Origin of the sequence: Aliamphritea spongicola, from assembly GCF_017051665.1 — a bacterium.
GTDB lineage: Bacteria > Pseudomonadota > Gammaproteobacteria > Pseudomonadales > Balneatricaceae > Amphritea > Amphritea spongicola.
Map to the genome: position 1 here is coordinate 101944 of NZ_JAFIDL010000006.1, position 19434 is coordinate 121377.

The 19434-nt window shown below is 52.8% G+C and carries 24 protein-coding genes; 18 read left to right on the plus strand and 6 right to left on the minus strand.

Annotated features, from left to right (window positions below; translation table 11 throughout):
• Positions 1 to 80: 80 nt before the first annotated feature.
• The 10 genes from JYB63_RS16815 to JYB63_RS16860 all read left to right on the plus strand — a co-directional run bounded on the left by JYB63_RS16815 (position 81) and on the right by JYB63_RS16860 (position 7107).
• Positions 81 to 689 carry an anthranilate synthase component II gene (locus tag JYB63_RS16815; RefSeq protein ID WP_205659218.1) on the plus strand — a complete coding sequence of 203 codons (609 nt, stop codon included), beginning with the start codon at positions 81 to 83 and terminating at the stop codon, positions 687 to 689.
• 20 nt (positions 690 to 709) lie between these two features.
• Entirely contained in the window at positions 710 to 1735 is a 1026-nt protein-coding gene (gene trpD, locus JYB63_RS16820; RefSeq protein ID WP_205659068.1) for an anthranilate phosphoribosyltransferase, read from the plus strand.
• Complete coding sequence (gene trpC / locus JYB63_RS16825) at positions 1735 to 2550, plus strand: indole-3-glycerol phosphate synthase TrpC (protein WP_205659069.1); 816 nt, start codon at positions 1735 to 1737, stop codon at positions 2548 to 2550. Before trpD ends, trpC begins: the two co-directional genes overlap by 1 nt.
• A gap of 52 nt (positions 2551 to 2602) precedes the next feature.
• Positions 2603 to 3010, plus strand: coding sequence for an OsmC family protein (locus tag JYB63_RS16830; protein ID WP_205659070.1), 408 nt, complete (start codon positions 2603 to 2605; stop codon positions 3008 to 3010).
• 94 nt (positions 3011 to 3104) lie between these two features.
• A complete protein-coding gene (locus JYB63_RS16835) occupies positions 3105 to 3593 on the plus strand; it encodes a hypothetical protein (protein WP_205659071.1) in 489 nt (162 codons plus the stop codon).
• A 230-nt stretch (positions 3594 to 3823) separates the two neighbouring features.
• Positions 3824 to 4246, plus strand: a complete 423-nt coding sequence (gene rpsF, locus JYB63_RS16840; protein ID WP_205659072.1) for a 30S ribosomal protein S6 — start codon at positions 3824 to 3826, stop codon at positions 4244 to 4246.
• 36 nt (positions 4247 to 4282) lie between these two features.
• The gene (gene rpsR / locus JYB63_RS16845; RefSeq protein WP_205659073.1) at positions 4283 to 4510 is read left to right on the plus strand and encodes a 30S ribosomal protein S18; all 228 of its coding nucleotides are present in this window, start codon (positions 4283 to 4285) and stop codon (positions 4508 to 4510) included.
• A 103-nt stretch (positions 4511 to 4613) separates the two neighbouring features.
• Positions 4614 to 5060, plus strand: coding sequence for a 50S ribosomal protein L9 (gene rplI / locus JYB63_RS16850; protein WP_205659074.1), 447 nt, complete (start codon positions 4614 to 4616; stop codon positions 5058 to 5060).
• A 210-nt stretch (positions 5061 to 5270) separates the two neighbouring features.
• Positions 5271 to 6656 (plus strand): replicative DNA helicase, encoded by a 1386-nt coding sequence (dnaB, locus tag JYB63_RS16855; RefSeq protein WP_205659075.1) that lies wholly within the window; start codon positions 5271 to 5273, stop codon positions 6654 to 6656.
• A gap of 160 nt (positions 6657 to 6816) precedes the next feature.
• A complete protein-coding gene (locus JYB63_RS16860) occupies positions 6817 to 7107 on the plus strand; it encodes a putative quinol monooxygenase (protein WP_205659076.1) in 291 nt (96 codons plus the stop codon).
• 4 nt (positions 7108 to 7111) lie between these two features.
• On the opposite strand, the gene JYB63_RS16865 is transcribed toward JYB63_RS16860, so the two are convergent.
• The 3 genes from JYB63_RS16865 to JYB63_RS16875 form a co-directional block, all read right to left on the minus strand.
• Positions 7112 to 8065: an AEC family transporter gene (locus JYB63_RS16865; RefSeq protein ID WP_205659077.1), complete on the minus strand. Its 954-nt coding sequence runs from the start codon at positions 8063 to 8065 to the stop codon at positions 7112 to 7114.
• 139 nt (positions 8066 to 8204) lie between these two features.
• On the minus strand, positions 8205 to 8699 hold the full coding sequence (locus JYB63_RS16870) for a SixA phosphatase family protein (RefSeq protein WP_205659078.1): 495 nt from the start codon (positions 8697 to 8699) through the stop codon (positions 8205 to 8207).
• A 96-nt stretch (positions 8700 to 8795) separates the two neighbouring features.
• Positions 8796 to 9695 carry an AraC family transcriptional regulator gene (locus tag JYB63_RS16875; RefSeq protein ID WP_205659079.1) on the minus strand — a complete coding sequence of 300 codons (900 nt, stop codon included), beginning with the start codon at positions 9693 to 9695 and terminating at the stop codon, positions 8796 to 8798.
• Between the two features lie 153 nt (positions 9696 to 9848).
• Between JYB63_RS16875 and JYB63_RS16880 the strand changes: the two genes are divergently transcribed.
• Both JYB63_RS16880 and grxC read left to right on the plus strand, forming a co-directional pair.
• Positions 9849 to 10235 carry a hypothetical protein gene (locus JYB63_RS16880; protein WP_205659080.1) on the plus strand — a complete coding sequence of 129 codons (387 nt, stop codon included), beginning with the start codon at positions 9849 to 9851 and terminating at the stop codon, positions 10233 to 10235.
• An 88-nt stretch (positions 10236 to 10323) separates the two neighbouring features.
• Positions 10324 to 10566: a glutaredoxin 3 gene (grxC, locus tag JYB63_RS16885; RefSeq protein WP_205659081.1), complete on the plus strand. Its 243-nt coding sequence runs from the start codon at positions 10324 to 10326 to the stop codon at positions 10564 to 10566.
• 210 nt (positions 10567 to 10776) lie between these two features.
• On the opposite strand, the gene JYB63_RS16890 is transcribed toward grxC, so the two are convergent.
• From JYB63_RS16890 to JYB63_RS16900, 3 genes are read right to left on the minus strand one after another with little or no spacing between them, the layout of a single operon-like run.
• Positions 10777 to 11577: a sulfite exporter TauE/SafE family protein gene (locus JYB63_RS16890; protein ID WP_205659082.1), complete on the minus strand. Its 801-nt coding sequence runs from the start codon at positions 11575 to 11577 to the stop codon at positions 10777 to 10779.
• 3 nt (positions 11578 to 11580) lie between these two features.
• Entirely contained in the window at positions 11581 to 13161 is a 1581-nt protein-coding gene (locus JYB63_RS16895) for a hypothetical protein (protein ID WP_205659083.1), read from the minus strand.
• A gap of 29 nt (positions 13162 to 13190) precedes the next feature.
• Entirely contained in the window at positions 13191 to 13385 is a 195-nt protein-coding gene (locus JYB63_RS16900; RefSeq protein WP_205659084.1) for a hypothetical protein, read from the minus strand.
• Here JYB63_RS16900 and JYB63_RS16905 point away from each other — a divergent pair.
• The 6 genes from JYB63_RS16905 (at position 13384) to rodA (ending at position 19399) form a co-directional block, all read left to right on the plus strand.
• Positions 13384 to 14637, plus strand: a complete 1254-nt coding sequence (locus JYB63_RS16905; protein WP_205659085.1) for a glutamate-5-semialdehyde dehydrogenase — start codon at positions 13384 to 13386, stop codon at positions 14635 to 14637. The genes JYB63_RS16900 and JYB63_RS16905 overlap by 2 nt on opposite strands.
• A complete protein-coding gene (gene nadD, locus JYB63_RS16910) occupies positions 14634 to 15299 on the plus strand; it encodes a nicotinate-nucleotide adenylyltransferase (RefSeq protein ID WP_315982572.1) in 666 nt (221 codons plus the stop codon). The genes JYB63_RS16905 and nadD overlap by 4 nt, the downstream gene beginning before the upstream one ends.
• A 15-nt stretch (positions 15300 to 15314) precedes the next feature.
• Positions 15315 to 15656: a ribosome silencing factor gene (gene rsfS, locus JYB63_RS16915; RefSeq protein WP_205659086.1), complete on the plus strand. Its 342-nt coding sequence runs from the start codon at positions 15315 to 15317 to the stop codon at positions 15654 to 15656.
• Between the two features lie 45 nt (positions 15657 to 15701).
• Entirely contained in the window at positions 15702 to 16169 is a 468-nt protein-coding gene (rlmH, locus tag JYB63_RS16920) for a 23S rRNA (pseudouridine(1915)-N(3))-methyltransferase RlmH (protein WP_205659087.1), read from the plus strand.
• 63 nt (positions 16170 to 16232) lie between these two features.
• A complete protein-coding gene (mrdA, locus tag JYB63_RS16925; protein ID WP_205659088.1) occupies positions 16233 to 18263 on the plus strand; it encodes a penicillin-binding protein 2 in 2031 nt (676 codons plus the stop codon).
• Positions 18263 to 19399 carry a rod shape-determining protein RodA gene (rodA, locus tag JYB63_RS16930; RefSeq protein ID WP_205659089.1) on the plus strand — a complete coding sequence of 379 codons (1137 nt, stop codon included), beginning with the start codon at positions 18263 to 18265 and terminating at the stop codon, positions 19397 to 19399. Before mrdA ends, rodA begins: the two co-directional genes overlap by 1 nt.
• Positions 19400 to 19434 lie beyond the last annotated feature (35 nt).

Genomic DNA, 19434 nt, shown 5'->3' on the forward strand with positions numbered 1-19434 from the left:
GCCGGATATCGTTCTGAAGCCTTTACCAGAGGCCCCTGTAAGGCCTTTGTTTTTATTTGAATAAGTGGCTTACCAAACCTATGTTACTGCTGATCGATAACTACGATTCCTTTACGCATAATGTTGCACAGTATTTCGGTGAACTGGGGGCAGATGTCCAGGTGCACCGTAATGATGAAATCAGCATTGCAGAAATTGAAGCACTGCAGCCTGAGCAACTGGTTATCTCTCCGGGTCCCTGTACGCCGAATGAGGCCGGTGTATCTGTTGAGGCAATGGATTATTTTGCCGGTAAGTTGCCGGTATTCGGGATTTGCCTGGGCATGCAGAGCATGGGACAGGCGTTTGGCGGTAAAGTGGTACGTGCCCGTCAGGTGATGCACGGTAAAGTGTCAAAGGTTTATCATAACAATACCGGTGTATTTGAAGGGCTGGCGAATCCTGTCAGTGTGACCCGGTATCACTCTCTGGTGGTGGAGAAAGACTCCCTGCCGGACTGTCTGGAAATGACTGCCTGGACCCAGCTTGAGGACGGCAGTGTGGACGAGATTATGGGGCTGCGGCACCGGACACTGGATATCGAAGGGGTGCAGTTTCACCCGGAGTCTGTTCTCACCGAACAGGGTCATGATTTAATGGCAAACTTTCTTAAGCGTCGTGGCCCGGCCACGGCAGCTGCAGAACACTAATTTTGACGAAGGAAGCCGACATGGATATTAAACAAGCACTGGCGGTGGTTGCTGAACAGCAGGACCTGTCGACTGAACAGATGCAGGCGGTGATGAATCAGATCATGACCGGTAATGCCAGCGATGCCCAGATCGGCGCACTGCTGATGGGCCTGCGCATGAAAGGTGAATGTGTGGCTGAGATTACCGGTGCGGCGGATGCCATGCGTAAGCTGGCGACCCCGGTACATATTCAGGCAGAAAAAGCGGTGGATATCGTCGGTACCGGCGGTGACGGTTCTAACCTGTTTAACGTTTCCAGCGCTTCCTCGGTTGTTGTGGCAGCGGCAGGCGGCAATGTGGCCAAGCACGGTAACCGTTCGGTTTCTTCCAGCTCCGGTGCTGCTGACCTGCTGGAAACCGCCGGCCTGAATCTGGAAATTAATCCTGAACAGGTTGCCCGCTGTATTGATGAAGTGGGAGTGGGCTTTATGTTTGCTCCGCAACACCACAGCGCAATGAAATATGCGATTGGTCCACGTAAAGAAATGGGCCTGCGCACCTTATTTAATATTCTGGGGCCTCTGACCAACCCTGCTTCTGCCCAGCATTATCTGCTGGGGGTGTTTGATAAGTCACTGTGCCTGCCAATGGCACAGGCGCTGCAGGCGCTGGGTGCGAACCATGCGCTGGTGGTACATGCGGCGGACGGGCTGGATGAAATCAGCCTGGCAGAGAAGACCTTCGTTGCTGAACTGAAGGACGGTGAAATCAGCGAATATACCATCAGCGCGGCAGATGCCGGTCTGGAAGTTCAGTCTCTGGATGGCCTGCAGGTAAACGGTTCTGATGAGAGTCTGGCACTGATTAATGCAGCATTTGCCGGTGAAAACATGAAAGCCGTGGATATGATTGCACTGAATGCCGGTGCGGCACTGTATGCGGCGGATCAGGCTGACAGTCTGGCGGCCGGTGTGGCGCTGGCTAAAGCCACCATTCTTGAGGGTAAGGCTGCGGCGAAACTGCAGCAGCTGGCCGAATTTACGCAACGTTTTAAGGGCGAATAATGAGTCATCCTGATACCCCGACTATTTTAAAGAAGATCATCGCGCGTAAGCACGAAGAAGTGGCTGAGCGTCAGGCTAAGGTGTCTGTTGATCAGCTTAAAGCACAGATTGCTGCGCAGAAGGGCAGTGCAACTGATCCCCGTGGCTTTGTGGCCAGCATGCAGAAAGCCCTTAGCGAAGGCCGTTCAGCGGTAATTGCTGAAGCCAAGAAGGCCAGTCCGTCCAAGGGCGTAATGCGTGATCCCTTTGTGCCGGCAGATATTGCTGCTTCCTATGAAGCCGGCGGTGCCAGCTGTTTATCCGTCTTAACCGATGCAGATTTCTTTCAGGGCAGCGAAGACTACCTGATGCAGGCCCGTGCAGCGTGCAGCCTGCCTGTGATCCGTAAAGACTTTATCGTGGATACCTATCAGGTGTATGAGGCGCGGGCGATTGGTGCTGACTGTATTCTGTTGATTGCCGCATCCCTTACAGATGAGCAGATGCGTGAACTGAACGATCTGGCCATTGAGCTGGGCATGGATGTACTGATTGAAGTACATAACCGTGAAGAGTTGCACCGTTCACTGCCGCTGAATAATACCCTGGTGGGCATTAACAACCGTAACCTGCATACTTTCGAAGTAACGCTGGAACACACCTACGAGCTGCTGGATGAGATTCCGCAGGATCGTATTGTGGTGACCGAAAGTGGCATTCTGAATCAGCAGGATGTACAGGATATGCGTGCGAAACAGGTTAACAGCTTCCTGGTGGGTGAGGCCTTTATGCGGGCTGAAGATCCGGGCGCTAAACTGAGCGAGCTGTTTGCCTGATTAACAGGCAGCAGTTTGCTGAATATTCATTTTCATAAGAAGTATAAAAATCATGCAAGCAAAAGTTAAATGGGATGGCGACGTCCGTTTTAAGTGTACTACCGGTTCCGGTTTTGATCTGACGCTGGATGGCGAACTGAAAGAAGGCCCGCGGCCGATGGAAATGATGCTGCTCGGTCTGGGCGGTTGCACCTCCTACGATGTTGTGGGTATTCTGAAGAAGACCCGTCAGGACGTGGTTGACTGTGTGGCTGAAATTGAGGCCGAGCGTGCGGATGCTGTACCGGCGGTTTTCACTAAGATCCACGTGAAGTTTGTTGTTTCCGGCCGTGACCTGAATGAGAAGAAAGTGGAACGTGCTGTTAAACTGTCTGCAGAACAGTACTGCTCCGCTTCACTGATGCTGGAAAAGGGCGGGGTGGAAATTACCCACAGCTACGAGATTATCGAAGTCGAGTAACTGATGGTTTAGTTGTTCGGAAACTGTGCGGCGCTGGCTGCACAGTTGACTGATTAGGGTTAGTCGGAGACTGGCTGAAATGCGAAACGGATATGTGCAAACATCTTACTTCTTAAACCTCCTGATGCTGATGGCATTGCTGGCGGCGGCTGTGTCTGTCCGTGCTGAAAGCAGCAAAGTGTATTTGCTTGGCAATATCGATATCCGTGGCACGCCTGTCACAATTTCCGTATTACTCCATGAAAGAAAGATTACCGAGCTGTCTGAATGTCAGGCGTTTCTGAAGAAAAATATCCGCAGCAGCATTGCCGACCAGCAACTCTACCGGCACCACATCCGCCAACAGGAAACCGGTATTACCCTCAAGCCCCGTTATCGCTGTATTGAGTCTGACCGTAAGATCAGCCGCTGGGATCCCCGCGGTTTCTATCAGTACATCTATCTAGTTGATATGCGTGAATCCCTGAGCTTCACCCGTTATGAAGATACCAACAGCTGCTGGGCGGCCATCCGTGATGAAGCAGAAAAACATTCAGATAACCTCTTCTGTGCAAAAATGAATCAGCTGATTGACGGTGTCTGAGGCAGGTTTCGGACGGTATCTTTCCCCTCTTTCTCTGTGTGATTTTTTATAACTGAGCCGTGCACTCTGCTCATGTGTATGAAAACTGCACAGGTGATTGTTTTTATATCTGATTGGCGTATAATTCTGCCTCCCTTCGGCTACGTGCCGGGGTGGAATTAACTTTAACTCCTTGCTTCCGGCCGTTTACGATACGGGTTGGGGGCTGTTTAAACCGTAAGGAGCAATTAATGCGTCATTACGAAATCGTTTTTCTGGTTCACCCTAACCAGAGTGAACAGGTTCCAGCGATGGTTGAGCGTTACACCAAGCTGATCGAAGAATCTGAAGGTCAAATCCACCGTCTGGAAGATTGGGGCCGTCGCCACCTGGCTTACCCAATCAACAAGATCCACAAAGCACACTACGTTCTGATGAACGTTGAATGCGAACAGGAAACTCTGGACGAGCTGACTAACATCTTCCGTTACAACGATGCGGTTATCCGTAACATGGTTGTACGTCGTAAGGAAGCTATCTCTGAAGTATCTCCTATCAAAGCTGCTGAAGGCCGTGAAGAGCGTCGTCCACGTCGCGAAGACAAGCCTGCTGATGCGCCTGCACCTGCTGCTGAAGAAGCACCAGCTGCTGCTGAAGAAGCTGCTGCCGAGTAATCGGTCTAATACCATTTATTATTGAGGAGATATATCATGGCCCGTTTTTTCCGTCGTAGAAAATTCTGCCGTTTTACCGCTGAAGGTGTTACTGAGATCGATTACAAAGATCTGGACGTCCTGAAAGGTTACATCACTGAAACCGGTAAAATCGTTCCTAGCCGTATCACTGGTACTAAGGCTCGCTACCAGCGTCAGCTGGCGACTGCTATCAAGCGCGCTCGCTACGTTGCACTGCTGCCTTACACTGATGCTCACCAGTAAGCAAAACTGCTACTGAGTGATTGGTTTAGAGCGACAGTCCGTAAGGATTGTCGAGCAAGAATTCAGAGCTGTTAGCAGCTCGTAAGATATAGAGGTTTGCGAGATGGAAGTAATCCTACTCGAGAAAGTTGGCAAACTGGGCGGCCTGGGTGACAAGGTAAACGTTAAGGCTGGTTTCGGTCGTAACTACCTGGTTCCTTTCGGTAAAGCTGTTCCTGCAACTGCTGCCAACCTGGAAACATTTGAAACACGTCGTGCTGAACTGGAAAAAGCTGCTGCTGACAAGCTGGCTGCTGCTCAGGCACGCGCTGATGAACTGAACGAAGTTGAACTGTCTGTTGTTGCTAAAGCTGGCGACGAAGGCAAGCTGTTCGGTTCTATCGGTACTAACGATATCGCTGAAGCAATCACTTCTGCTGGTATCGAAGTAGCTAAGAGCGAAGTTCGTCTGCCAGAAGGTGCTATCCGCGCTACTGGTGAGTACAGCGTTGCTATCCAGCTGCACCCAGAAGTAACTGCTACTGTTGGTATCGTCGTAGTCGGCGAATAATACCTGTGGCAGTCACCTGATATTCCGATATCAGGTGAGATAAAAAACACCGCGTAGTATTATATTGCGCGGTGTTTTTTTATGTCTGCAGGAAGCGCTTCACAGTTGGTGGTGCGGTGTTTTTTGCAGCGCTGAAAGCATGGCAGGGTTTTACCGTGTTAGAGTGATCAGCAAGATGAATAACAATCAGTGGTACGAAGAGGGCTGAGAGTGGAAGAGCTGGAATCTGAGTCGAACGAATTAGCCGGGGTTAAAGTCCCGCCGCATTCCCAGGAAGCTGAGCAATCAGTGCTGGGCGGTATGATGCTGGATAATAACGCCTGGGATACGGTATCTGAAATTGTTCTGGAGTCTCAGTTTTACCGGCATAACCACCGGCTGATTTTCCGTACCATGGAAAAGCTGGTTGCAGCCATGCAGCCGATCGACGTGGTGACCCTGTCAGAAGAACTGGACCGCACGGCCAATCTTGAAGAAGCCGGTGGTCTGGATTATCTGATTGAGCTGGCCCGTAATACACCGAGTGCGTCTAACATTCGCGCCTATGCTGAAATCGTCCGTGACCGGGCGATGCTGCGTCAGATGATCGAAGTGGCGAATGAGATCGCCGACAGCGCCTTCTTCCCTGATGGCCGTGCCAGTGATGATGTCCTGAGTGAAGCCGAACAGAAGATCTTCCAGATCGCGGAAGAGCGGCCAAACGAAGGCGGCCCTGTCGGGGTGAATCCATTGCTGAAAAAAGCGGTGGATAAAATCGATGAGCTGTTCAACTCCGAAGGCACAATGACCGGTGTTACCACTGGCTTTGAAGATCTGGACGGTGCCACAGGAGGCCTGCAGCCTTCGGATCTGATCATCGTGGCGGCGCGTCCTTCCATGGGTAAGACGACCTTTTCCATGAACCTGGTGGAAAACGCCCTGATGGCGCAGGATAAGCCGGTACTGGTATTCAGTCTGGAGATGCCTGCGGATCAGCTGGTAACGCGTATGCTGTCTTCTCTGGGGCGGATTAACCAGACCAAGGTACGTTCCGGTAAGCTGGAAGAAGATGACTGGCCACGCCTGACGACCGCCGTGAACCTGCTGCGGGATAAACCGCTGTTCATTGATGACACGGCAGGTATCAGCCCGACGGAAATGCGTAACCGTGCCCGCCGGATTGTCCGGGAACACGGTGATATTGCCCTGATCATGATCGACTATCTGCAGCTGATGCAGCTTAAAGGTGGCAGTTCAGAAGGCCGTACCGCAGAGATTTCTGAAATTTCCCGTTCCCTTAAAGCACTGGCGAAAGAACTGGAATGCCCGGTAGTGGCCCTGTCGCAGCTTAACCGTGCGTTGGAGCAACGGCCGAATAAGCGCCCGGTAAACTCGGATCTGCGTGAATCCGGTGCGATCGAGCAGGATGCCGACGTAATCATGTTTATTTACCGGGATGAGGTTTATAACGAAGATTCACCGGATAAAGGTATTGCTGAAATCATCATTGGTAAGCAGCGTAACGGCCCGATCGGTACGACGCGGCTGGCGTTTATCGGTCAGTTTACCAAGTTTGAGAATCTGGCACCGATGGCCTATCAGGGATATGACGAATAGTCTCTAAGCCTGTGCACTGAACCCCGCGTGATGCGGGGTTTTTTGTGCCTGAAATGTGCCGTGCTAAAGAGGGATTGATTGTCGTTGCTGATCTGTGAATACTGTGGCCAACAGGTGTTTTACTCAACAAGTGCTTAACTCAGCAGGGAGTCGTCACGTAATGGCCATTACAAGGATTAATCAGTTTCAGGCATCTGCCGGTAACGAAGAAAATATGCAGGCGTTTTTACGTTCACTGGTGCCGTATATTTCCGGTTCCCCGGGCTGTATTTCCTGTGAAATATTGCGTAACGATGATAACCCTTCTGAATGTATTGTGTTGGAACGCTGGGAAAGCAAAGATGCTCACCGGGCTTCAGTGGCCAATTTTCCGCAGAAGGATATGCAGGCAGCCGGCATACTGTTCGCGGGTGCTCCAAAGGGCTGGTATTACTCTTCAGTTGCTGAATAAGCGATCAGATAACCTGCCAGAGGCGGAGCAGATAAATGCCGCCACTGAGCGTCAGTACACATCCCAGCGTGGTGGTCAGAATGATATTGGCGGCCAGCTGGGCATCACCCTGCATGGCTTTGGCCATGACAAAGCTTGCCGCAGCCGTTGGGCACGCATACAGCACCATCAGAATACCCACATCCTGGCCTCTGAAACCGTAAAACCACGCCAGCAGGGTGCCGATAACCGGAATGATGACCAGCTTCAGGGCCGTTGCCCAGCCGGCGGTGACCGAGCTGTTACGCAGGCTCTTCAGATCCAGTGAACCACCGATGGCCAGCAGGGCCAGCGGCAGAGTCAGGCTGGCAAAGTAGTTGCCGATGGCGTCGCCAATCACCGGTAAGTGCCAGCCGTTGTAAGAAAACGGCATGGCAAATACCACGGACAGAATCAGCGGATTAGTCAGGATGTCTCTGAGGATTTTGCGGGGGCTGACGCGGGTATCCTGCTGCGGAATGCTCAGTACCAGTACTGATAAGACGTTATACAGCGGGATTACACATGCCAGCACAACAGATGCCTGAGCCAGACCCGGCTCGGCAAACATGTTGAAGCATACCGCCAGCCCGACGATACCAAAGTTGCCGCGAAACGCCCCCTGTACGAACACTCCTCTGGCATTGTCTGCCAGCTGCATCCGGCCGCTGAGCCACCACAGCAGAGCAACGGTCACCAGGGTGAAGCCGGTAAAGAGCAATAACAGTTCAGGGTTAAAAACCGCTTTAAAGTCGGTTTGCGAAATGCTCATGAACACCAGAGCCGGCAGGGTGATGGTAAATACCAGCCGGGAAGATGTGGTGACAAAGCCGTCATCAATCACCCGGTAGCGGCGCAACAGGTAACCGAGAAATACGATAAAGAATATCGGTACGACGATATCGCTGGTGAACAGCAGAGTCTCAAGATAAAGATTCAACGGGCCGCAACCTTCTTGTCAGAGCCAAAGCCGATAACCGGCCGGAGGAGAGTTTCCCGGGGATCATAACAGTTGCAGGGGCATGCTGCGAGAAGGCCTGCAGGGCTAATGACTGCAGGCTGTTCCGGCGATTGTTCAGTTATGCATGCAGTTTCGGGTAATCGAAGATTTCGAGAGTGCCGCAGGATTCTGCCAGTTCCGTCCAGCAGGTAATGCTCAGGGGAATATGAAGCAGGCCGCAGGTGGGAAACTTGCTGAATTTCTCGCCGGTGAGGTAAGTGCCCAGCAATTCCAGCGACGGGTTGTGGCCAACGACGACAATATGGCGGTGGTAGTCGCTCTGGCTTTGCAGCAGGTTCATCAGGGTTTCACTGCGGGCGTGGTACAGCTCAGCAATATTTTCGATTTCTTCAGGAGGGTAGCCAATGCCGCGGGCCAGTTGCACTGCCGTGTTGATTGCCCGGTTAGCACCGCTGCTGATAATCAGATCCGGGCGCAGGCCCATTGCTCCTGCACGGGCTGCCAGGCCGGGTAAATCGCGCAGTCCCCGTTTGTTCAGCGGACGGTCAAAGTCTGCCAGCTGGGGATCCTTCCAGCAGGATTTCGCGTGTCGAACCAGAGTTAATTGCTTCATTTTTTGCTGCTCTCAATCGCTCACGAAGTACTTTCCATACTAGTTAAGTCAGGCTGAAAAGCTATTAACTTGGCCTTTTTTTCGTAATTAATTGATTCAGGTTTGCTTTCTGATTGCCCCAGGCGTTGCCCCGGTGATGCTTTTAAATGCTTTGCGGAACGCCACTTCTGAATGGTAGCCACAGCGTTCAGCAATGTCGGTAATACTCAGTTCGGAAGTGCGCAGCAGCTCGCTTGCCTGCAGCATGCGCCATTCCGCCAGATAGCGCATGGGGGTCTTGGTGGTCAGGTCACGGAACTGTTCGGCGAAACCGGAACGGCTCATGCCAATGGTGTGGGCAAGGTTTTCTACGGACCAGTCTCTGGCGGGTTCCCCATGAATCAGTCCCAGAGCTTTGCCGATTTTCGGATGAAACAGAGCGCTGAGCAGGCCCTTTTCCAGCCCGTTACCTATCTGGCTGCGCAGAATATGTACAAACAGGGTGTGGGTCAGGTAATTAACGGAAACCCGGGTGCCCGGTTCATTGGCTTCCAGCTCGCTGATCAGCAGTTCAAGTAACGTCCGGGTGCTGTGCAGTTTGTCTGGCTGGCTCAGTTCCAGAACGATCACTTCCGGCAGGCTGTCGAGTAAGGGCCAGGCGGCTTTGTTTTCAAATTCAAAAAAGCCACAGGTAAGCCCTGTCAGCGGGCCTTCATCGGGAAAGTTGCCGATTTTTTCCAGGGTTTCATCCACCAGATAGCGGCTCGGACAGTTTTGTTCGCTGGAGAGCATGTGTTTGCAGTCCCGGGGAAAGATCACCAGATCCCCCTGATGCAGTTCCCGTGGGGTAGCATCGGGTAAATGTAACCAGCTGTTGCCGTTATTCACAAAGTGAAAGGGGACGTGTCGGCTGCCGGAGGTATCCACCGCCCAGCACCCCTGAAAGTCAGTGTGCAGATAGACCTCTGCCTTGAGTCTCAGCCAGTGAAGTATGTCGCTTAAGCCATCTTGATTCATGGAGTATTTGCCATAGTTTTGGACGAATTGCTAATTATATTGGATTTTCTGGCATACATCGTCTTACTAAAGCTGGCTAAAGTAAAGCCATTCCTGCACGGGGTGCCGGTGAACAATATAACAACCTTTTAAGAAATTTAAGGAAGACAAACAATGAGTATTTTCAAACGTATTACTTCAGCCATGGTGTTACTGGTAGCGCTGGTCGCTGCACCTTTTGCCGCGGCAGCTACGCCTGAAGTCCGTGAAGACGGTGTAACTGTTATCCACCTGGATCAGTATGGCGGTTATTTCTCAGCCCATGAAACGGTAGCTGGCCTGAAAACCGGTACTTATGAGTTCGTGGTAACCAATAAGGCCGACAAGCTGGTGGGTTTCCAGATTCAGAACAACAAGACCCATGAAGGTCTGGATATGTTCCCGCTGGAGCCGGGTGAGCAGCGTATCTCCCGCGTAACAGTGACTGAAGACGGTATCCGTTTCCGTTGCCCGATCAACCCAACGCCTTGGTATGAGCTGGACAACATTAAGAAACAGTAATTTGTTGCCACTCTGGCTTGATGATCGCAGCGCTGTTTAAGACGGCGCTGCGTTTCGGTGTTTTACAGGTGTCTGAAGGAGAATTCTGATGGCTATTATCGAAGTGTATAGCAAAGATTACTGCCCATACTGCAAAGCGGCCAAGAGTCTGCTGGAGCAGTTAGGCTGGCGTTACAAAGAATATGAAGTGACCCAGAACTGGAAAAAGCATCAGGAAATGATTCGCCGTTCCGGTCGGAAAACAGTGCCGCAGGTGTTTATCGATGACCGGCATATTGGCGGTTACGATGATTTCTCAGCCTATGTGCGCCGTCTGGCCAAGGCTGGCTGATTAAGAGTTCAGCTGATTAAAAGTCCAGCTGATTTTTAAGCCGGTGTATGCCGGCTAAGCTTTTGTGGATTAAGTGTCTTCCTGAGTAAAAGCAGTTACTGGCTGAAGCCGTAAGTTCCCCCTCGCTTCAGTCCGGTATTTTTCAGATGCCGCAGTTTACCTGCGGCATTTTTTTATCTGCAGAATATCGTTCGCTGATGAGCGATCCGTTTAGATGAGCTGTCCGTTTAATGGCCAGATCTGGTAGTGATCTGCAAAGAAATAGGCCGTTATCGACAGGCTGGTGATAATGATTAGCTGCCGGATACGTTGCTGAGGAATCCGTCGGGATACTTTTGCCGCAAAGTAACCGCCCAGCAGAGAGCCGGTTAGCAGAACTCCGCCTTCATACCAGGCAATGGCACCATCAGCGATGAAGATCGCAATAGCGATCAGGGATACACAGGACGATACCAGCAATTTAATGCCGTTCATGGCGTTTATATCAGTATGGCCGGTCAGTACCAGATAACTCAGGGCGATGATGCCCAGCCCCGCATTGAAAAAACCACCGTAAATACACACGGCCAGCAGCACAACCCCGGAACTGACCGTCGCAAGCCAGTGGCGGGTATTGTCGGCGGAGGAATAGCGTCTGATCAGTTGGTTTAGCCGGTTACCACATATAAACAGGGTGCTGGCGAACAATAACAGCCAGGGAATGGCGGCTGAGAAGCTTTCCTGAGGTGTTTGCAGCAGCAGCCAGGCGCCGGTTATACCGCCAGCCAGGCTGATGGCAACATACAGCGGTAACTGTTTTTTGTGGGCTTTTAAGTCATGCCGGAACGCCCAGGTGCCACTCAGGTAGCCTGAACAGGCGGCAAAAGTGTTGGTGGCGTTGGCACTGATTGGCGGAACGCCGGCAAACAGCAGGGCCGGAAAGGAAATAAAACTGCCACCTCCGGCAACCGCATTGAGCATGCCGCTGATGATGCCGGCAGCGAACAATAGCAGCAGTTCAGCCTCAGTCATTGATCAGAAAGGCAGCTTTTTCAGCAGGTGCTGGGCCTGCTTATCCAGCAGCTTCTGATAGCTTTCATTGACTGCTTTGAGCAATACCTTGTCTTCCTCGGAACGTTCAATATCGGCACCTGCAAGCAGGCTGATCTTCAGATCCGGCGCTTCACTCAGGGCGGTATGGCTGATCAGTTCATTGCTGTCAGTTGAGCGGGTCAGGTAGCGAGCTTCTTCCTGCAGGCGGGGCAGCTTTTTATAGTGTCCGCGGACGATTGCCATGTGCAGGTTCAAAATAGGTTGCATCCGGCGAATCCGCTGCTGATTAAAGGCTTTGTACAGGCGGTTAAACAGCTGGCTGGCACAGATTGCATTGATGCCGTGAGCGTCTTCCGGATTCGGGCGCAGGAAGACCAACTGCAGATCGCCGTTACTCAGGCGGGTAATTTCGCCCTGATAAATAGCGATGACCATTTCAAGCATCCGGGTGTAGTAGTCCTGAGTCTGCTCCAGTTCGGCCGCTGAGAGGTTTTCCGCATGGCCGGATGTCAGATCCAGATACAGCAGGTAGCCGGCTTCCTCGGCGTTGACGATCATTTCCAGTTCCTGCTCGAAAGCATACAGATCAAGCTGAACTTCGCCGGTTTCCTGATCGAACAGCGGGTTTTTAAGAGTACTTGGCCGGCTGTTTTCGGCATTTTCCTGTTGCGATGGATGCACGGTGGGTATGTTCGCTTCCTGAGGAATTTCCAGTTCTTCAATAATCGGGGCCGGCGGATTGTTGGCCGGTTGTGCTTCAGGCAGTGGCTCTGAAGGGGCAAAGCTCGGAATGTTTGGAGTGTCAGTATCCGGTTTCAGTAAATCTACCAGAGCATCCTGAGTGGCCGGAGATGCCTGCTGCTCCGGTTCGCTGCGGGGCTGTTCAAACAGGTCGGCAACAGCCGGAGCACCGGTTGCCGGCGGCGCAGTGTTTTGTCTGGCTGAATGACTGGCCAGCTGAGCCTGGAAGGCTTCCTGCTGATCATCATCTTCTTCTGCTGTAAGTGGCCGACTACCCGAGCCTGCCGGCAGTCTGGCCGCCAGTTGCCAGGTCAGTAATATACAGATGATTGCAATGATCAGCGCAAGGATCAGGGCCTGTAACAGCAGGCCTCTGAACTGCAGGTATTGTTCAGTGGGGTTCAGTACCAGTGTCAGGTTAGCCAGGCTTTCACCCTGCTGGGTAATGGTGATGTTCCGTGTCAGGGTTCCGAGCCTGTGGGCGTTACCGGCCCGGGCCAGCAGTTTGTCTGCCGGGGTGCTGACACTGATGGCATCAATATAATCCTGCCGTACCAGTTGGTTGAGCTGGTAATTAAGGCTTACCGGGTCGTTGGCGAGGATGGCGGGCTTGATCAGTGCGCCGGTCTGTTCTGCCAGCAACTGGCCGCGCTGGTGGGTTTGCTGTTCGGCAACCCTTTCAGCGACCAGGTTTAAATAGAAGCCTGCCAGCAGAATGCCCAGAAACAGGCAGGCCGCAACAATGATCGTTAATTGCAGTTGCGGGCGTTGCCGGGACGTTTTCAGCATAAGTTGTGTGGCTTTGTTTGATAGAGGCTTCATATGTATCTGTTTAATTAACACTTACGCAATCATTCTGCTCCGGTTTTGGCAGTAATCAGGCTGCCATTATCCAGCCGGGAGATAATAGCAGTTCGCCGGGGCGGATGTCTGTCCCTGTGGCCGCTTTTATTGCCGGATTGTGATTCCTGATTTGTCGGACGGATCAGGCCTTTTTCCTGCCAGAGCGCCGGGGTATAATGCCCCATCTCCAAGGGGTACACCATGAATGTAACTGAATATATGGCCCAGCTGGGTCAGCAGGCGCGGGTTGCTTCCCGTGCAATTGCAAAAGCCGATACCGGCCTTAAAAACCGTGCTTTACTGGCAATGGCTGAAGCCATTGATTCGTCCCGTGATGCGCTGGTTGAGGCCAATGCCAAAGATCTGGCACAGGGCGAGGCCAATGGCTTGGACGCCGCAATGCTGGATCGTCTGCAGCTTAAGTCCAGTCAGATCGACACCATGATCGAAGGTTTACGGCAGGTTGCTGCTTTACCCGATCCCACCGGTGCGATTACTGATATGAACTATCTGCCCAGCGGTATTCAGGTGGGTAAAATGCGGGTACCGCTTGGTGTCATCGGTATTATTTATGAATCACGTCCGAACGTGACCGTTGAGGCTGCCAGCCTGTGTCTGAAATCCGGTAATGCCACAATCCTGCGGGGTGGTTCAGAAGCGATCCACAGTAATGCTGCGGTTGCCGAATGCATTAAAGCGGGCCTGAAAGAAGTTGGCCTGCCTGAGCATGCGGTACAGGTGGTGGAAACTACTGACCGTGCTGCGGTTGGTGAGCTGATTACCATGCCTGAATACGTGGATGTTATTGTACCGCGGGGCGGCAAGGGCCTGATCGAACGGGTTAGCCGTGATGCCAAGGTAACTGTGATTAAGCATCTGGATGGTATTTGCCATGTGTATATCGATGACGAAGCGGATCACGCCAAGGCAGTAAACGTCGCGCTGAATGCGAAAACCCACCGTTACGGTACCTGCAACACGATGGAGACCTTGCTGGTGCATGAGTCCCGTACGGAAGTTTTGCAGGAACTGGCAGAGCGTTACCGCGCTGCAGGCGTTGAGTTACGTGGCTGTGAACGGACACTTGAAGTGCTGCCGTTTGCTACCGCTGCGACGGAAGAAGACTGGGCAACGGAGTATCTGGCGCCGGTACTGGCAATCAAGCTGGTTGCGGATATGGATGAGGCAATTACCCATATCAACCGTTACGGTTCGCATCATACGGATGCCATCATTACTGAGAACTACACCAAGTCCCGCAGCTTCCTGCGTGAGGTGGATTCAAGCTCGGTGATGGTCAATGCTTCCACCCGTTTTGCTGACGGTTTTGAATATGGCCTGGGGGCTGAGATTGGTATTTCTACCGATAAAATCCATGCCCGTGGTCCGGTCGGGCTGGATGGCCTGACGTCTCAGAAGTATGTCGTGCTGGGCGACGGCCACATCCGTCAGTGAGCAACACTGTTAAGCCTTCTGTCTGTGTGTTTATGGGTGGGACTTTTGATCCCATCCATAATGGTCACCTGCGTACGGCACTGGAAATTCGCGACTGGCTGAATGCAGAACAGGTCGCTCTGATGCCGTCGAAGGTGCCGGTGCACCGTCAGCAGCCAGGGGCTGAATCTGAACAGCGGCTGGCGATGGTTGAGCAGGCCGTAGCCGCGGAGCCTGGCTTATATGCCGATGCCCGGGAAGTATTATCAGAAAAACCTTCATACACTGTACTGACTCTTGAATCTCTGCGCGCAGAGCTGGGGACTGATGTACCTGTATGTATGATACTGGGAATGGATGCTTATCTGTCGCTGCCGGGCTGGGATCGCTGGCAGGAACTGATCCGCCTGGCCCATATTGTAGTGGTAAAGCGGCCGGGCTGGGTGTATCAGCCGGGCGAGCAGATGCAGGCGTTTACCCGGGCCCATGAAGTGACCGATAAACAGCGCATATTAACGGCACCGGCGGGGCATGTGATTTTTCATGAGCTGACGCCGCTGGCCATTTCTGCCACACAGATACGCACACTGGTGAGCCAGGGGCATTCTCCCCGTTATCTGCTCCCGGACAGCGTTTGGCAGTATATCCAACAACAGCAGCTGTATGGCTGTAAATCAAAGTAAGGTAAAGATTAACCAATGGAATTAGATCAGATGATCAATGTTATACATGATGCCCTTGAAGATATGAAAGCCAAGGACATCGTTGAGCTGGACGTCAGTGAGAAGTCGACGGTAACCGACCGTATGATCATCGCCAGCGGTACCTCTAAGCGCCACGTACAGTCAATCGGCCAGCATGTTCTGGAACAGGTAAAAGCCAGTGGCATTCTGCCTATGGGTATTGAAGGACAGGATACCGGTGAGTGGGTGCTGGTGGATCTGGGTGATGCGATTGTGCACGTGATGATGCCGGATGCGAGAAGTTTTTACGATCTTGAGAAACTCTGGGGCTTCGACGAAGTCGATACTAAGAACTGATTTGTTTTCAGTGACCTTAACCCGCACGGAGTACAGACCGCTGATATGAAAATTCGCCTGATTGCGGTTGGCACCAAGATGCCGAAATGGGTGACCGAAGGTTGCCAGGAATATCTGAAACGTTTGCCGGCTGAGTTTTCGATGGAGATCATTGAAATTCAGTCAGGCCACCGGGGTAAGGGGGCAGATATTGCCCGTGCCAAGCGCCAGGAAGGTGAAGCCATGCTGGCGGCAATCGGCAAAGGTGACCGGGTGGTTGCCCTTGAAGTTGGTGGCAAAAACTGGAGCACAGAACAGCTGGCTGAACAGGCTGAAAACTGGCAGATGTCAGGCCAGAACGTTAGCCTGCTGGTGGGCGGCCCGGACGGGCTGGCACCGGAATGTCTGGCACAGGCTGATCAGAAGTGGTCATTGTCAGGGCTGACATTACCGCACCCGCTGGTGCGTATTTTGCTGGCGGAACAGATTTACCGGGCCTGGAGCATTATCCAGGGGCATCCATATCACAAATAGTGACTGAACCGCCGGCCACCGGATGGCCGGGCGTTTTAACGCTAACGACATTACTGTATACACATGGCCGTACTTGAAAGCCTGAAGGATCACACAAAAGAAGGAAATACGTTCCTGTCCCGGGCGCTGGTCGCCTTTGTGATCGTCTGCATCCTGCTTGGTGTGCTGATCGGCCGACTCTATTATCTGCAGGTGGTTGAATATGACCATCAGGCAGCCCTTTCTGATGATAACCGTATCCAGCTGCAGCCGGTGGCACCTACCCGCGGACTGATCTATGACCGTAACGGGATTTTGCTGGCGGATAACCGCCCCAGTTATAGCGTTACCATCATGAAAGAAGAAGTCGAGGATCTGGAAGAGGTCCTGACTGAGTTACAAAAGTTGATACCCGTTACGGAACGGCAGCTGAAAACCTTCCGTAAGCGCCTTAAACAGCGCCGCCGTCCTTATGAGACTGTGCCGTTACGCTTCCGTCTGACCCCTGAAGAAATCGCTAAAATCGGTGTGAACTATTACCGCTTGCCCGGTGTACAGGTGGAGGCGGACCTGATCCGTTATTACCCGTACGGAGCCAGTCTGGTTCACGCGCTGGGCTATGTGGGGCGGATCAACGAGAAAGAACTTAAGCGGGTTGACCCGACCAATTACAGTGCGACTCACTATATCGGTAAGCTGGGCATTGAGAAGTTCTACGAGCCATTGCTGCACGGTACCGTCGGTCATCATAAGGTGGAAACCAACGCCCGGGGCCGGGTAATGCGGGTGCTGGAACGCACCGATCCGATACCGGGCAAAGACATTGTTCTTAATCTGGATATCCGTTTACAGCAGGCAACCGAAAAGCTGCTGGGTGAACGCCGTGCTTCTGTGGTGGCGATTGACCCGAAAACCGGCGGTATTCTGGCACTGGTAAGCACACCGGGTTATGACCCGAATATGTTTGTTACCGGTATCAGCCAGAAGAATTATACGGCGTTGCGTGAATCCGATGATCTGCCACTGTTTAACCGAGCACTGCGCGGGCAGTATCCACCGGGTTCTACCATTAAACCGGTGGTGGCGATGAGTGTGATTGACAGCGGTATTGTCAGCCCTTCCCATACAGTATGGGACCCGGGTTTCATGACCCTGAGTAAAGGCGGACGGCGTTACCGGGACTGGAAACGGGGCGGTCATGGCCGGGTAGGCCTGAGTATGGCGCTGTATCAGTCCTGTGATGTCTGGTTCTACGATGTGGCTAACCGGGCCGGAGTGGACGTGATGTCCAGTTACCTGGATAAGTTTGGCTTCGGTCAGGTCACCAGTCTGGATTTACCGGAAGCGCTGCCGGGGATCTTGCCGTCCCGGGAATGGAAAAAACGCACCGGCCGGGGTTCATGGTTTCCGGGGGACTCACTTAACCTGAGTATCGGTCAGGGCTGGATGCTGGCCACACCGCTGCAGCTGGCGGCCTCTGCTATGGTGCTGGCTAACCGGGGTGAATGGAAGCAGCCGGCCATGTTGAAGAGTATTATTACCAAAGATAAAGGCATGCAGATCAAGCAGGATGCGGATGGCCGTCTGGTGACTGTCAGCAGTCAGTCGGTGCAGCCGGGACAGCCACTGGAAGAAAACATTATCAGTATCCCGAGCCGCGGCAAGAAAATGCCTGATGTGAAGCTTAATACGCCGGCTTACTGGGATGACATCATTGATGGCATGATTGCCGTAGTGCACGGAGAGCGCGGTACAGCCCGCCGTATCGGTAACGGCATTGATTTCCAGATCGCCGGTAAAACCGGTACCGCACAGGTTGTAGGGATTAAGCAGGATGAAACCTATGATGCAGAAAAGTTGGCGGAACGGCACCGTGACCATGCGTTGTTTGTTGCCTTTGCTCCGGTAGACGATCCGAAAATTGCCGTGGCGGTGATTGTTGAAAATGGTGGGGGTGGTTCCACTACCGCTGCGCCGGTTGCCCGGGAAGTCATGGACGCTTTTTTTGAATTTGAACAGAATGATCTGATTGCCGCGCAGATGGCTGCTGCAGCAAAAACGGTTTCACCGGTTGCTCCGTCGATTGACGGCATCACCACAGCGGAGGCCCTGTAATGCGTGATTTTGAACGCACGATGCCAGAAGCGCAGCCGCATCTGGCCCGTCGCCGGGGGCTCTGGTCCTACACTCATCTGGATGCCTGGCTGTTAGTCCTGCTGCTAATGCTGTGCAGTTACGGATTACTGATCCTCTACAGTGCATCCGGCGGGGATATGGATTATGTGACCCGGCAGGGTATCCGTCTTGGCGCCGGTTTTGCGGTGATGGTGGTGCTGGCACAGTTCAGGCCTCGCTTCTTCGCTCACTGGGCCCCCGTACTTTATGTGCTTGGCGTTGCCCTGCTGGTGGGGGTGTTGCTGTTCGGGGTCGGGGCAAAGGGTGCCCAGCGCTGGATTGCTTTGCCGGGCTTTCGTTTTCAGCCCTCCGAAATTATGAAACTGGTTCTGCCTCTGATGGTGGCGGGCTACCTTGCCAAGCGGGCCTTACCGCCAAGCTTTAAGCACATATTCATCTCGCTGGGCCTAGTGTTTGTGCCGGTGGTGATGATCATGAAACAGCCTGATCTGGGGACCTCATTACTGATTGCTGCATCCGGTATTTTTGTACTCTTACTGTCTGGCATTTACTGGCGCTACATCTTCGGTGCGCTGGCTGTTGCGGCAGCAGGTCTGCCCGGTTTGTGGATGGTGATGAAGGACTATCAGAAACAGCGGGTGCTGACGTTCCTTGATCCGGAAAGTGATCCGCTGGGGGCCGGCTGGAACATTATTCAGTCCAAGGCTGCTATCGGTTCCGGGGGGATATCCGGTAAAGGATGGTTTCAGGGAACTCAGTCACAGTTAGACTTCCTGCCAGAGAGTCATACCGACTTTATTATCGCGGTTCTTGCTGAAGAGCAGGGTATGGTGGGTGTGCTGTTACTCTTATCGCTGTATTTAATGATCATTGCCCGGGGGCTGATAATTGCCGTGCAGGCACAGGACAGCTTTGGCCGTCTGGTTGCCGGCAGTATCACCCTGACATTTTTTGTATACGTGTTTGTGAATATAGGCATGGTGAGCGGTTTGCTGCCTGTTGTGGGGGTACCGTTACCGCTGGTGAGTTATGGCGGAACATCCATCGTAACGCTCATGGCGGGTTTTGGCTTGCTGATGTCTGTCCATACGCACCGGCAAATGATCAAACGCTAATAATTATATAGCCGGGCAGTGTCATCATCCCGGCA